Raw genomic sequence first — 12,933 nt, 5'->3', positions numbered from 1 at the left:
CGCCGGACGGCACCGCTGGCGGCCGCGGCAACGACAGGCACGTCGAGTCCGGCTTCAAACGTACCCGAATCGCCCGCCCCGGCTGAATCCAGTTTCTGCGGCAAAACAGTCGAGCGCCATGGAATGCAACCCCCATTCAACGGGGGGGCGGACCCCCACGCAGCCTCCCCTGCGGCGTTTCGCTAGGCCTCGATCAGGCCAGCTCGGATGGCATAACGGGTGAGCGCCAAGCGGTCGCGCAAGCCGAGCTTCTGCAGGGTATTCGTCCGATGCCGGTCGACCGTCTTGGCACTGATACCGAGTGTTTTCGCGATCTCGCGCGCCGAAAAACCTTCGGCGATCAGCTTCAGCACCTCCTCCTCGCGCGGCGTGAGGATGTTGTCCGGCAAATCAGCGCCCTGGCGTGTCCGGTGCAGATAGTCGCGGATCAGCGCGGTCACCGCCCCGGCGTACAGAAACGGTTCGCCGCGCATCGTCGCCCGGCAGGCCTCGAGCAGGTCCCGGTCGGCGACGGACTTGAGCACGTAGCCCGATGCGCCCGCCTTGAGGGCTTCGAAGAAATACTGCTCGTTGTCGTGCATCGACAGCATCAGCACCCGGACATGGGGATGACTGCGGTTGATCTCGCGCGCCGCCTGCAGCCCGGTCATCCGCGGCATCGCGATATCAAGGATCGCCAGATCGACCGGGGTGTTCTGCAGAGCCGTCAGCGCCTCGGACCCGTCGGCCGCTTCGGCCACCACGGATAGGTCCGGCTCGGCATCCAGGATCATCCGCAGCCCGCTGCGCACCAGGGCGTGGTCGTCGGCGAGCATGATGCGGGCCGGCTTTAGCGCCATCACCTACCTCCCGTGCTCAGTCGGACCGGCACCGTCAGCCGGACTTCGGTTCCCTCGTTGCTCGGGGAGCTGATCGTCAGGGTGGCCTGCACCAGCAGGGCGCGTTCCCGCATTCCGGTGATCCCCGCTCCTTCAGCGCTCACCCCGCCCTTGCCGTTGTCGGCGATCCGCAGCGTGAGCCGTGATGCGGCATCGATGTGCAGATCCAGCCATGCCTTCTGCGCTCCGGAATGGCGGGCGATATTGGTCAGGCCCTCCTGGGCGATGCGGTAGCAGACCAAGCTGACGTCGGGGCTCACCTGATCGGCGTGCGAGGTGATCTGCTTGACGACGTCGATGCCGGTCGCCTGGGTGAATTGGTTGCACAACGCTTGCAGTGCACTGCGCAGCCCGAGATCCTCCAGCGCATCCGGGCGCAGCCGGCGGGCGATGCCGCGCACCTCGTCGAGGCTGGCACGCACTATTTCCTGGGCGTCGCCGAGATCCCCGCGGATCTCCGCGGGCGCGGCGTCCACCGCCCGCTTGAGCGTGAGCAGGGCGACGGTAAGAGTTTGGCCGATCTGATCGTGCAACTCCCGGGCGATCCGCTGCCGCTCGTTCTCCTGCACGGTCAGCACCGACGCGTTCGACGAGGCCCGCTCCGTTTCCAGCCGGTCCAGCATGGCGTTGAAGGATTCGATGAGGTGGTGCAGGTCGCCGGCGCCCGGGTCGTGGACGCGGTCACTGGGATTGGGCGGATCGACCCGCCGCATTGACGCGGCGAGCCGATCCAGGGGGGCAAGGCTCGATCGCAACAGCAGTGCGTTGGCGCCCACCACGATGGCCAGCCCGACGACAAGAACCGGGATCTCGGCCAGCTGGATGCGCGTCGACACTCTCGCCGGGGACATGGCAAGCACCAGTGTGCCCAGGGTGAAGACCAGACCGTTGATCAGCACGACCCGGCGAAACAGCCCACGCGCAGGGGGGTGCGCTCGCCGTCGAAACCTGTCGACGACCGCTGTCCACCGGTGCATGCCACCACCATCGTCTCCGCAGCACCCGGTTGTCCATACGGGTTACCGCGCACACCGAATGGGTGTCAAACACCATGGCGACTGACCGGTTCCGGCTCGGAGAATGAAATTACGCCCAGGCTGCGCGACAATTGACGGCGCGTAGGAACCCCGGAGTGTCGAGCGCACCGGTCAGCGCTGGGCGGGTTAGATCGAGGGGATCAGACCGTAGAGTAACCCACATCAACACAGCTGACCCAGAAACCGGAGGGATGCAACGGCGATGAATCGCATTACCGGTTCGCACCCACCGGCCACCGGCCACAACGTGGTCCGGACGCCGCGTCCTGCCCGGGGCTGAGAAATGGATTTCGCGGCGTTACCACCGGAGGTCAACTCCGGTCTGATGTATGCGGGCGCGGGCCCGGGGTCGATGCTGAGTGCTGCCACGGCCTGGGACGGGCTGGCCACTGAGCTCCATCTGGCAGCCACCGCCTACGAGTCAGTGGTCACCGAACTGACGAGCGGGCCCTGGCTGGGGCCCTCGGCCGTAGCCATGGCGGCCTCGATCACCCCGTTCGTGTCGTGGTTGAACATGACCTCGGTCCAGGCCGAGAAGACCGGCATGCAGGCCAAGGCCGCCGTTGCCGCCTACGAGGCCACCTTCGCCACGGTGGTGCCGCCTCCGGCGATCGCGGCCAACCGCGCTGCGTTGATGACGCTGCTGGCCACCAACATATTGGGCCAGAACGCGGCGGCCATCGCCGCCAACGAAGCCGAATACGCCGCGATGTGGGCCCAGGACGCCAGCGCCATGTACAGCTATGCGTCGCTGTCGGCGACCGCCACCGAGATGGAGCCGTTCCAGCCGCCGCCGCACACCGCCAACCCGGCCGGGCCGCTCAACGGCTCGGAGGCCGCCGGACTCAACTCGGCCGCCAACACGGCCCAGACGCTGCCGTCAAAGCTGGCCTCGGCGCTGCCGGGCTCATCCGATGCCGGTTCGCAGTTTCCGGCCATGCTGGCGCAGGCCGACGTGCCGACGGGGCCCTTCGACTGGCTGGGCATCATCGCCGACGAGACCGCTGTCGGTATCGCCCTGCCGCTGTCGATCCTCGGTGTCTGGCTGGCGGGCGCCGCGATGTACTTCGCGGAGTTGGACTCTCGCGAGATCTTCGACACCCAGGACATCCTCCGCGGCGGCCAGCGAAGCATCTTGGAGGCGCTGGGCCAGATCGGCGGTTTCGCGGAGCTGCCCGGCACCGATAACCTTCGGGTGCCCCACGCCTCGGTGGTGGCTGCGTTGGCCGAGGGATTCCCACTCGGAGCGCTCTCGGTGCCGATCAGCTGGGCGGAGTTGGCCCCGGAGATCCGTCATGCCAGCTTCTCGACACCGCTCAGCGCTGCCGCGTCACCAACGCCGGCCGGATTGGGGACGGCTTTCGGTCAGATGGCGCTGGCCGGTATGGGGGGCAGCGCGTTGGCCGGCGCCGTCAACCAGAACCGCGGCCAGCAGACCAAGGCACCGGAAGCCGGCAAGGCGGCACCGGCAGCGTCGGCGGATCCGGCGGCAGCGGAGTCGGGCGCCGGCGCAGCGACGCCCGCCGCGCATTCACCGGCGAGCTCGGTCGTCGAACTGGCAGCCGGGATCCGCGAGCTCGGCGAACTGCACGACGCCGGATATCTCACCGAGGCGGAGTTCGCCGAACAGAAGCGGCGACTGCTGTCCCGGGGATGATCAGCGGCGACGTGACCGTAGGTAGTCGCCCACCACCGCCGCGCCCAGCCCGTCGAGTTCGGGCACCACGACCCGGCCCTGAACCCGTCGCGCCACCTGGTCGATGAACCGGGCCAGACCGGGGTCGTCGCCGAGCCGGAAGATCGTCACCTGGGCACCGAGCCGGGCGACGTCGTCGAAGCCCTTGACGGTGTGGGCGATGGTCCGCGGGTGCGGCGGGTAGTCAAAGAACACCGAGGCACCGTCGCCGCGGTAATCCTCCAGGTGCGCGGTCGGCTCCCCGTCGGTGACCACCAGCACCACCGGCTGGGCGTTGGGGTGCCGACGCAGGTGCCGGCCGGCCAGCGCCAGCGCATGATGCAGGTTGGTGCCCTGCTCGTAGACGCCCTCCAGGCCGGTCAGCTCGGCGGCGGTCACGGTCCGCGCGTAGCGCCCGAATGCGATGATCTGCAACGCATCCGAACGAAACCGGGTGCTCACCAGATGGTGCAGCGCCAGCGCGGTGCGCTTCATCGGCAGCCAGCGGTTGTCCATCACCATCGAGAACGAGGTGTCCACCAGCAGCGCGACGGCCGACTGGGTGCGCGTCTCGGTCTCGGACACCTCGACGTCGTCGACGCTGATCGACAGCCGACCGGTGGCGGCGGGCCCGCCGGGTTCGGCGACTCCGCGCAGCACCGCGTTGGTCAGGGTGCGGGTGACGTTCCAGGGCTCGGTGTCACCGAACTGCCAGGGCCTCGTCGCCCCGGTCAGCTCACCGGCCGCCCCGGCCCGGCGATGGTCGCGTTCGCCGCGACGCCCCGAGAGTTGGCGCGCCACATCGCGCAGCGCCGTTTCGCCGAGCCGACGCATCGCCTTGGGCGACAGCCGCCACTGCCCGTCGGAACTGCGATCCAGGAACCCCTGGTTGAGCAGTGCGCGTTCCAGCTCGGCCAGCGTCCGCGCATCGACAGCGGCCCGGTCGCCGAGCTGGCGGGCCAGCGCCTCGAGGTCGACGTCGTCCATGCTCGCGCCCGGATAGGCCTGCGACAGTTGCTCGGCCAACTGCTCGAGTTCGGCGATGTCGCTCAACGCCTGGGCGCCCTCCCCCATCCCGAGCGGGTCGTTGCCGGAGAACTCCGACGAGCCGGTCCAGTCCTCGCCCGGCCGGGCCGCCTGTAGGTGGGAATCCAGGCGGCCCAGTGCCTGCTGCAACGCCGGCGAGCCGAATGCCTGCTCCGCCAACGAATCCAGTTCGGCGCGCTGCTCGGCGCTCAAGCTGTTGCGAAAGCGCTGCGCGGCGGCGGCCCGCTGGGCCAGCGAGTCGAGCAACTCCTCGACGTTTTGTGGGTTCTCGCCGAAGAACTCACCGTGCTTCTCCATGAACTGCTGGAAGTCCTGGGCGGTGTCCTCGCCGCGGGCGTGCTTGTCGAGCAGGTCGTTGAGGTCGTCGAGCATGTCGGTGACCCGTTGCCGGTCTTCGTCGGTGGCGCCCTCCAGGGCCTGCTTCATGCCGGCGAAACGTTGGTCGAGCATCTCGCGACCGAGCAGATCCCGGATCTTCTCGTAGGACTCCCGGGCCTCGCTGCTGCGCCAGTTGTAGTCGGACAGCTCCTGCACCGCCTTGGCCGGTGACGGCGACAACGCCTCGATCTGCATCTCGGCGAACCGGGCGTCGTCATCGAGTGCGCGGGCCAGCTCTTTGCGTTCGGCCAGCACCGCCTCGTCGAGCAGCTTCTTGATGTCGGCCAGGGTTCCGTCGAGATTGTTGCGCCGCAACAGTTCCCGGCGGCGCCGCTGCGCCTCGGCGGCCAGCCGGTCGGCACCGGTCATCGTTTCGGTGCCCCGCCGCAGCAGCTCCTGCAGAGCTCGCCGTGGCGACGTGCCCTCCATCACGTCGCGGCCGATCTCCTCCAGCGCCTCAGCCAGGTCGACCGGCGGCGCCAACGGATCCGGCCCACCGGTGTAGGCCGAATACCGCGACGCTCGGGAGGAGTGGCCTTTAGCCATAGACGGTTTCGCCCTCATCGGAGGTCTTGTCGATGCGCTTGGCCAGATACAGCGCCTCCAAGGCCAATTCGAGCGCCGCGGCACGTTCGCCGTCGGACTCCGCACCCAGCCGCTGCGCGATGGCCTCGATCACCGGCAGATCCGGTAGCGCCGCGAGCACCGCCTTGGCCGAGACCCGCTCCCCCGTCGTCACCGCAGCGTCCTCGACCGCAGCCACCAACGGCCCGACGTCGATGCCGCCCAGTGCACGCGACGCGGTGTCGGCGGTGGCCCGGCGCAACAGGTGTTCCAGCACCGCCTGCTCGCGGCCCTCTTCACCGGATTCGAATTCCAGCTTGCCGCGCAGCACGTCGACGATGGTGCCCAGATCGACCACCCGGGCCACCGGATCGGTCTCACCCAGCACCGCACCTCGGTGTCGGGCCGAGGCGGCCACGGTCTCGGCCGCCGCGATCGCGAACCGCGCCGAGACCCCCGACCGCTGATCCACCGAGCGGGACTCGCGCAGGTAGCGGGCGAACCGGGCCAGCACCGCCAGCAGGTAGTCGGGCACCTGCGCACTCAAGTGGGCCTCCTGGGCGATCACCCCGACCTCCGCGTCGAGTTCCAGGGGGTAGTGGGTGCGGATCTCGGCGCCGAAGCGGTCCTTGAGCGGGGTGATGATGCGACCCCGGTTGGTGTAGTCCTCCGGGTTGGCGCTGGCCACCACCAGCACGTCCAGCGGCAACCGCAGGGTATAGCCGCGCACCTGGATGTCGCGTTCCTCCATCACGTTGAGCATCGCCACCTGGATCCGCTCGGCGAGGTCGGGCAGTTCGTTGACGGCGACGACGCCGCGGTGCGCGCGGGGGATCAGCCCGTAGGCGATCGTCTCGGGATCACCCAGGCTGCGCCCCTCCGCGACCTTGATGGGGTCGATGTCGCCGACCAGGTCGGCCACGCTGGTGTCCGGGGTGGCCAGCTTCTCGGTGTAGCGCTCGCTGCGGTGCCGCCAGGCCACCGGCAGGGCGTCGCCGAGCTCGGCGGCTCGGCGGATCGACTCGGGGGTGATCGGCGAGTACGGGTGCTCACCGAGTTCGGCACCCGCGATCACCGGCGTCCATTCGTCGAGCAAGCCGGTCAGCGCCCGCAGCAGCCGGGTCTTGCCCTGGCCGCGTTCACCGAGCAGCACGATGTCGTGGCCGGCGATCAGCGCCCGCTCCAGTTGCGGCAGCACGGTGTCCTCGAAGCCGAAGATGCCCGGCCAGACGGTCGCGGCATCGTCACCGTCGGCGAGGCGGGCCAGCAGGTTCTCGGCGATCTCCTGCTTGACCCCCCTTTCGCGGTGGCCGGCGGCACGTAGTTCGCCGAGAGTGGTGGGCAGATCGTGCGGGGTAGTCAGCGCGGTCACCACTCCACGCTACGACGGGTGCGGGGGTCCGTCACGGCGTCCCACGTCATCGCGCCCCCAAATACCCGATACCCTGGGTACCGTGAACTCACTGGAATGGCGGGATCGACCGGCTCAGACCTACTTCGGTCCGGCCTCCTGGCAGGCGCGCCTGCTGGCCGTAGGCGCCGCGATCTTCCTGCGCACCTCGATCGCCGTGCTGACGGTCATCGGCATGATCATCAATCGGATCTGGCCCGCCGGACTGCAGCGGGCCCGCCTGGACCTCATCGACCAACCGATGCGTTACATCCGGGCGCTGCCGGGCACCGAGGTGACACCGGAGCGCCTGACCGACTGCCCGGCGGAGTGGGTGGTGGCACCGAGCGCGCGCGACTCCGACCGGGTGATCGTCTACTTCCACGGTTCGGCACTGGTGACGCTGGGCCTCAATTCGCACCGCCGCTTTGCCAGCAAGCTGTCGGAGGCCACCGGCGCGAAGGTTTTCAATGTCGGCTACCGCTTGGCGCCGCTGGCCGGTGTGGACGAGGCCATCGCCGACGGCCTGTGCGCCTACCGGCATGTGCTCGACGCCGGATTCACCGCGGACCGCATCGTGGTGGCGGGGGATTCGGCCGGCGGGCTGATGGCGGTGAACACTGCGCTGACGGCGCGCGACGCGGGGCTGCCGGCACCCGCCGGTCAGGTGTTGATGTCGGCGCTGACGTCGTCGGACATGGAGATCAAACGACAGGCCGCGCGCTCCCACCGCGATCCGTTCTTCCCGTTCATGGCGTTCATGTTCATCTACCGGGTCTTCGCCACCGTGAACGGCACCCGCGAGCTGCCGGTGATGCCGCCGGAAGCGGAGCTGCGCGGGCTGGGCCCATTCCTGCTGCAGGTCGCCAACAACGAGATGCTGCGCAACGACACCTTCGTGCTGGCCGACAAGCTCACCGCCGCCGGGGTGCCGAACTGGGTACAGGTCTGGGACCGCGCGCTGCACATGTTCCAGCTGACCTTCGACTTCAACCCGGACGCTCGCCGTGCGGTCGCCGAGATCGCGGACTTCGTCGATTACGTGACGCCTGCAGCATCCGCGCGTGCCGACTCGACGCGCTCAGATACGGCCCTCCAGTAGCGCCAACAGCAGCGGAATCCGGTTCGCCTCGATCTCGGGCTGCGGCAGCACGGCCCGCACGATTGCCGCACCGTCGAAGGTGTTGGTCAACAGCGCCACCAGGTTCGGAAAGAGTTCGGGCGGAAACGCATCGGCGCCCGGCAGCACCCGGGCGGCTTCGCCGATCTTGGCACTGTATTCGGCGAGCACATCCTGCAGAGTGGCTCGTAGCTTCTCGTCGGTGCGCGCGGCGATCAGCAGCTCGTAGACCACCGAATTGGTGGAGTTGGCGGTCAGGTCGCGCAGCACCGTCAACACCGCCTCCAGCACCGGCACCTCGGCGGGGATCTCGGCGACCTGCTTGTCGAACTGCTCCAGCTGACGGCGCAGCACCTCCTGCGCGGTGGCGGCCATGAAGTCGCCCATGGTGCCGAAATGACGGAACAACGCCCCGTCGGAGACCCCGGCGCGCGCGGCGATCACCTTGGCCGACGCCCGCGCGTAGCCGACCTCGGCGATGGTGGCGATGCTGGCGTCGAGCAATCCCGCGACGGTGGCCTCGCGGCGTTCCCGCTGGGTGCGAGCCATGGCTTAGACCGGTTGCAGCGCACGGGATCCGGCACGCAGGAAGCGGCCGGACTTCGCCGTCGTGCCGTAGCCGTCGCAGAACTGGCCGTTGCGGAACACCACGGTGCCGCCCACGCCGGTCGCCACCACGGCGTCGTCGTTGCGGTTAACCATCCGGCTCAGGTCGCCGTAGAACGGCACCTGCTCCTCGTGGTAGCCGTCGACGGCGTCGGTCAGACCGGCCGGGTCGATCACCACGAAGTCCGCGCGGTCGCTCTTACGCAGTGTGCCGGCGTCGAATCCGAACCAGTCGGCGACCTCGGCGGTCAGCCGGTACACCGCGCGCTCGGTGCTCAGGAACGGCCGGCCGGCCGCCTGCGCGTCGCGGACTCGCTTGAGCAGTCGCAGCGAGAAGTTGTAGAAGGCCATGTTGCGCAGGTGCGCACCGGCGTCGGAGAACCCCATGTGGATGGCCGGTTCTCCTGCCAGCATGTCGAGGTACTTGGGGCGGTGGTTGGCCACGATGGTGGTCCAGCGCACGTTGCGCTCACCGTTTTCCACCAGGACGTCGAGGAACGCATCGAGCGGGTGCAGTTTTCGTTCGTCGGCGATCTGGCCGAAGCTCTTGCCGATCAGGCTCGCATCCGGGCATTCGACGATCGTCGCGTCGTGGAAGTCGCGGTGCCACAACGACGGGCCCAGTTTCTTGCGGTCGAAGGATTTGCGGAAGCGGCGACGGTACTCGGTGTCGGCCAGCAACGCGTTGCGCTCCAACTGGTCTCGCAGGTGCAGCGCGGCGGTGCCGGCGCCGAACTCCTCGAAGACCGGAAGATCGATTCCGTCGGAATACAATTCGAACGGCACCGGAAGATGCTGGAAGCGCACGTTAGCGCCGAGCACGGCGTTGAGCAGCCGGGTGCCCGGACCCATGACCCGCACCGCGCCGGGCGATGACTTGGCGTCGGCGGAGACCAGCAGACTCATCCGCACGCCGCGCCGACGGCCGAACATCCCGCTGCTGGTCAAGAAGAAGTTCAGCGCCGTCAGCGGCTTCTTGACGTTGGGGGCGCTCTGCAGCATCCGGCCGCGGTTGCGCAGCACCTTGATCAGCCGCCGGCGCTCCCGCCAGGTGGCGAACGTCGACGGCAGCGCCCGCGACCGGAACCGGTCGCCGTCGAGTTTGTCGATTGGCGCGTCCATCCCGGACATGCCCAACAGTCCGGCTGCCAGTCCGTCGTCGAGCAGCGCGGCCATCTTCTCCAATTCGGCATCGGTCGGCACCACACCCTCGGTGGTGGCGCGATCCAAGCCGAGCACCGCGGTCCGCAGGTCCGAATGGCCGAGCATGGAGCCGATATTGGGTCCGAGCGGCAACTCGTCGAGGGCTTGCACGTACTCCGCCGGTGTCGACCAGGTCTTGCGGGCCTGCAGCGCATCCAACACGAATTTGCGCGGCACCGCCTCCACCCGGCTGAACAGGTCGGCGGCGTCCTCGGCGTCGGCGTAGACCGTTGACAGCGAGCAGTTGCCCAGCAGCACCGTGGTGACGCCGTGGCGCACGGATTCGCGCAGTCCCGGGTCCAGCAGGACCTCGGCGTCGTAGTGGGTGTGCACGTCGATGAACCCGGGGACCACCCACTTGCCGGCCGCGTCGATCACCTCTGGGCAGCCCGCATCATCCAGGTCGCCGGCCACGATGTCGGCGACGACGCCGTCGCGGATTCCCAGCGTGCGGACCTGCGGGACGTTGCCCAGGCCGTCGAACCACAGGCCGTTGCGGATGATGAGGTCGTAGGCCACGACGTCTCCTAACTCGGGGTTGAGTTAGATAGTGAGCGCCTACAATCTTTTTGTCAAGAGTTTGTCGAGGGCCGGGCCCCAGGCCATTCGGCTAGTGCGCGAAGTGCCGCGCCCCGGTCAGATACAGCGTGATTCCGGCCTCGGCGGCCGCCGCGGTCACCTCGTCGTCACGAACGGAGCCGCCCGGGTGCACAATCGCCTTCACGCCGGCCCCGGTCAGCGTCTGCAGCCCGTCGGGGAACGGGAAGAACGCATCGGAGGCGGCCACCGCCCCGGCCACCCGGCCACCGCCGCGCTCCACGGCCAACCGGGCCGCATCCACCCGGTTGACCTGGCCCATCCCGACGCCGACGGTGGCGCCGTTCGCGGCGACCACGATGGCGTTGGATTTGACCGAGCGACACGAGCGCCAGGCGAAGACCAGATCGGCCATGGTCGCCGGATCGGCCGGCGACCCGGTGGCCAGGGTCCAGTTCACCGGGTTGTCCCCCGCCGCGTCGAGGCCGTCACGGCTCTGCATCAACAGTCCGCCGCTGATCTGGCGCCACTCGACACCGCCGCGCAGCGGTTCGGAGGCCAGCAGCACCCGGATGTTCTTCTTGCGCGCCAGGATCTCGACGGCGCCTGACTCATAGGCCGGCGCGACGATGACCTCGGTGAAGATGGTGCTGACGTACTCCGCCATCTCCACGCTGACCTCGGTGTTCGCCGCGATCACTCCGCCGAACGCGCTCAACGGATCGCACTCGTGCGCCTTGCGATGGGCTTCGGCCACCGAGACCGACGAGATCGCGATCCCGCACGGGTTGGCGTGCTTGATGATCGCCACGCAGGTCTCTTCGTGGTCGAATGCAGCGCGCCAGGCAGCGTCGGCGTCGGTGAAGTTGTTGTAGGACATCTCTTTTCCGTGCAGCTGGTCGGCCTGGGCCAAGCCCGGCCAGGCGCTGCCGTCACAGAAGAGAGCGGCTTGCTGGTGCGGGTTCTCGCCGTAGCGCAGCTGCGCCGCCCGACGGTAGCTGCGGCCGAACCACTCCGGCATCGGCTGACGCGGCTCCTCAGGCGCGAGCGTCGACGACATCCAACCGGCCACCGCCACGTCGTACTCGGCGGTATGGCGAAATGCCAGCGACGCCAAGCGTTTCCGCTCGGCGAGGGTGAATCCGCCGGCATTGACCGCGGCCAGCACACCGTCGTACCCGAGCGGGTCGACCACCACCGCCACGCTGGGGTGATTCTTGGCTGCCGCCCTGATCATCGAGGGCCCGCCGATGTCGATCTGCTCGACGCACTCGTCCCTTCCGGCACCCGAATCCACGGTCTCGCTGAACGGGTAGAGGTTGACCACCACCAGTTCGAAGGGAGCGATGTCGAGTTCGCCCAGCGCCGCGGCATGCTCGGGCTTGCGCAGGTCGGCCAGCAGCCCGGCGTGCACCCGCGGGTGCAACGTCTTGACCCGACCGTCGAGCACCTCGGGGAAACCCGTGAGCTGTTCCACCGGCGTGACCGGAATACCCTTGGCCGCGATCGTCTTCGCGGTGGACCCGGTGGAGACGATGTCCACCCCGGCGGCATGCAGTCCGGTGGCCAGGTCGACCAGGCCGGTCTTGTCGTAGACGCTGATCAGCGCCCGCCGAATCGGTCGCTTGCCGTCGGTCATCCTATGGTTGCCTTTCGTCCGGTCCAGGTCACGCCGCCGGTCGCCAGCGCGGCCAGCACGTCCACCAGAAGCTTGCGTTCCACTGTCTTGATGCGTTCGTGCAGGGTGTCTTCGTCGTCGCCGTCGAGCACGGCGACCGGTTCCTGGGCGAGCACCGGACCGGTGTCGGTGCCGGCGTCCACCAGATGCACGGTGCAACCGGTGACCTTCACCCCGTAGGCCAGCGCATCGGGCACGGCGTGCGCACCGGGGAACGCGGGCAGCAGCGCCGGGTGCGTGTTGACGGTGCGTCCCAGAAACCGGGTGAGGAAGTGTGACCCCAGGATTTTCATGAAACCGGCCGAGACCACCAGATCGGGGGCGTGCGCCTCGGTGGCCTCCGCCAGTGCCAGATCCCATGCCGCCCGGTCGGGATGGTCGGCCATCCGCACGGTGAACACCGGCAGCCCCGCCGAGCGGGCGACTTCCACGGCGCGGCAGTCCCGATCGGTCCCGACGGCCACCACCCGCGCGGGGTAGTCACCCACCGCCGCGGCCAGCAGCGACTCGAGCAACGATCCGGTCCCCGACGCCAACACCACCATCCGGGCCGGAACGTTCGGGGCCACGTGGATCGGTTGCACGTGAAGGAGCCTAGCGTGCAGACCGGCCGGACGATCAGGCCTGTTGCCGGCCTTCGTCCCGGGCGATCCGGAGCGCGGCGGCCACCCCGTCGGTCCAGATTTCCACTTTGTCCCAGATCACGTCGGGGTGCCCGGCCGGGTGGATGCCGTGGGTTATCTGGCTCTTCCGGTTTCAGAGTGCGTTGATCCGGTCTTGAAGTTGGCCGGAGTGGATCAGGGATCGCAGGATGTAGTGG

General features: G+C 68.7%; 11 protein-coding genes. 3 read left to right on the top strand and 8 right to left on the bottom strand.

Features of this window, described 5'->3' with window-relative positions:
• Positions 1 to 182: 182 nt before the first annotated feature.
• Together BST10_RS15150 and BST10_RS15145 are read right to left on the bottom strand one after the other, a co-directional pair.
• Positions 183 to 839 carry a response regulator gene (locus tag BST10_RS15150; protein WP_083038711.1) on the bottom strand — a complete coding sequence of 219 codons (657 nt, stop codon included), beginning with the start codon at positions 837 to 839 and terminating at the stop codon, positions 183 to 185.
• Positions 839 to 1,855 carry a sensor histidine kinase gene (locus BST10_RS15145; RefSeq protein WP_083038709.1) on the bottom strand — a complete coding sequence of 339 codons (1,017 nt, stop codon included), beginning with the start codon at positions 1,853 to 1,855 and terminating at the stop codon, positions 839 to 841. The genes BST10_RS15150 and BST10_RS15145 overlap by 1 nt, the downstream gene beginning before the upstream one ends.
• Positions 1,856 to 2,198: 343 nt before the next feature.
• Here BST10_RS15145 and BST10_RS24190 point away from each other — a divergent pair, with 343 nt between their 5' ends.
• Positions 2,199 to 3,572: a PPE family protein, SVP subgroup gene (locus BST10_RS24190; RefSeq protein WP_083038707.1), complete on the top strand. Its 1,374-nt coding sequence runs from the start codon at positions 2,199 to 2,201 to the stop codon at positions 3,570 to 3,572.
• Here the strand turns inward: BST10_RS24190 and BST10_RS15135 are convergent, their stop codons facing one another.
• Both BST10_RS15135 and BST10_RS15130 read right to left on the bottom strand, forming a co-directional pair.
• The gene (locus BST10_RS15135) at positions 3,573 to 5,579 is read right to left on the bottom strand and encodes a vWA domain-containing protein (protein ID WP_371869078.1); all 2,007 of its coding nucleotides are present in this window, start codon (positions 5,577 to 5,579) and stop codon (positions 3,573 to 3,575) included.
• Entirely contained in the window at positions 5,554 to 6,942 is a 1,389-nt protein-coding gene (locus tag BST10_RS15130; RefSeq protein WP_083038802.1) for a sigma 54-interacting transcriptional regulator, read from the bottom strand. Before BST10_RS15130 ends, BST10_RS15135 begins: the two co-directional genes overlap by 26 nt.
• 91 nt (positions 6,943 to 7,033) lie before the next feature.
• Between BST10_RS15130 and BST10_RS15125 the strand changes: the two genes are divergently transcribed.
• Complete coding sequence (locus BST10_RS15125) at positions 7,034 to 8,071, top strand: alpha/beta hydrolase (RefSeq protein ID WP_083038703.1); 1,038 nt, start codon at positions 7,034 to 7,036, stop codon at positions 8,069 to 8,071.
• Here the strand turns inward: BST10_RS15125 and BST10_RS15120 are convergent.
• From BST10_RS15120 to purN, 4 genes are all read right to left on the bottom strand, one after another.
• Positions 8,051 to 8,638: a TetR/AcrR family transcriptional regulator gene (locus tag BST10_RS15120; protein ID WP_083038701.1), complete on the bottom strand. Its 588-nt coding sequence runs from the start codon at positions 8,636 to 8,638 to the stop codon at positions 8,051 to 8,053. The two genes, BST10_RS15125 and BST10_RS15120, sit on opposite strands and share 21 nt — an antisense overlap.
• Positions 8,639 to 8,641: 3 nt before the next feature.
• Entirely contained in the window at positions 8,642 to 10,417 is a 1,776-nt protein-coding gene (locus tag BST10_RS15115) for an N-acyl-D-amino-acid deacylase family protein (protein WP_083038699.1), read from the bottom strand.
• A gap of 91 nt (positions 10,418 to 10,508) precedes the next feature.
• Entirely contained in the window at positions 10,509 to 12,074 is a 1,566-nt protein-coding gene (purH, locus tag BST10_RS15110; RefSeq protein ID WP_083038697.1) for a bifunctional phosphoribosylaminoimidazolecarboxamide formyltransferase/IMP cyclohydrolase, read from the bottom strand.
• Positions 12,071 to 12,658, bottom strand: coding sequence for a phosphoribosylglycinamide formyltransferase (gene purN / locus BST10_RS15105; protein WP_218032852.1), 588 nt, complete (start codon positions 12,656 to 12,658; stop codon positions 12,071 to 12,073). Before purN ends, purH begins: the two co-directional genes overlap by 4 nt.
• Before the next feature lie 82 nt (positions 12,659 to 12,740).
• Between purN and BST10_RS23540 the strand changes: the two genes are divergently transcribed.
• Positions 12,741 to 12,933, top strand: a 193-nt coding sequence (locus BST10_RS23540) for a hypothetical protein (protein WP_207567906.1), incomplete at its 3' end; no start/stop codon positions are given.

The organism is Mycolicibacter algericus DSM 45454 (assembly GCF_002086455.1).
In the GTDB taxonomy this organism is placed as follows: Bacteria; Actinomycetota; Actinomycetes; order Mycobacteriales; family Mycobacteriaceae; genus Mycobacterium; species Mycobacterium algericum.
The sequence above is the reverse complement of the archived record's forward strand: the minus strand, read 5'-3'. Positions and strand labels throughout refer to the sequence as shown.

Bases quoted from the DNA above. Each gene is read 5' to 3' on its own strand.
- BST10_RS15150 (WP_083038711.1), bottom strand. From the start codon at position 839: ATGGCGCTAAAGCCGGCCCGCATCATGCTCGCCGACGACCACGCCCTG.
- BST10_RS15145 (WP_083038709.1), bottom strand. From the start codon at position 1,855: ATGCACCGGTGGACAGCGGTCGTCGACAGGTTTCGACGGCGAGCGCAC.
- BST10_RS24190 (WP_083038707.1), top strand. From the start codon at position 2,199: ATGGATTTCGCGGCGTTACCACCGGAGGTCAACTCCGGTCTGATGTAT.
- BST10_RS15135 (WP_371869078.1), bottom strand. From the start codon at position 5,579: ATGAGGGCGAAACCGTCTATGGCTAAAGGCCACTCCTCCCGAGCGTCG.
- BST10_RS15120 (WP_083038701.1), bottom strand. From the start codon at position 8,638: ATGGCTCGCACCCAGCGGGAACGCCGCGAGGCCACCGTCGCGGGATTG.
- purH (WP_083038697.1), bottom strand. From the start codon at position 12,074: ATGACCGACGGCAAGCGACCGATTCGGCGGGCGCTGATCAGCGTCTAC.
- purN (WP_218032852.1), bottom strand. From the start codon at position 12,658: ATGGTGGTGTTGGCGTCGGGGACCGGATCGTTGCTCGAGTCGCTGCTG.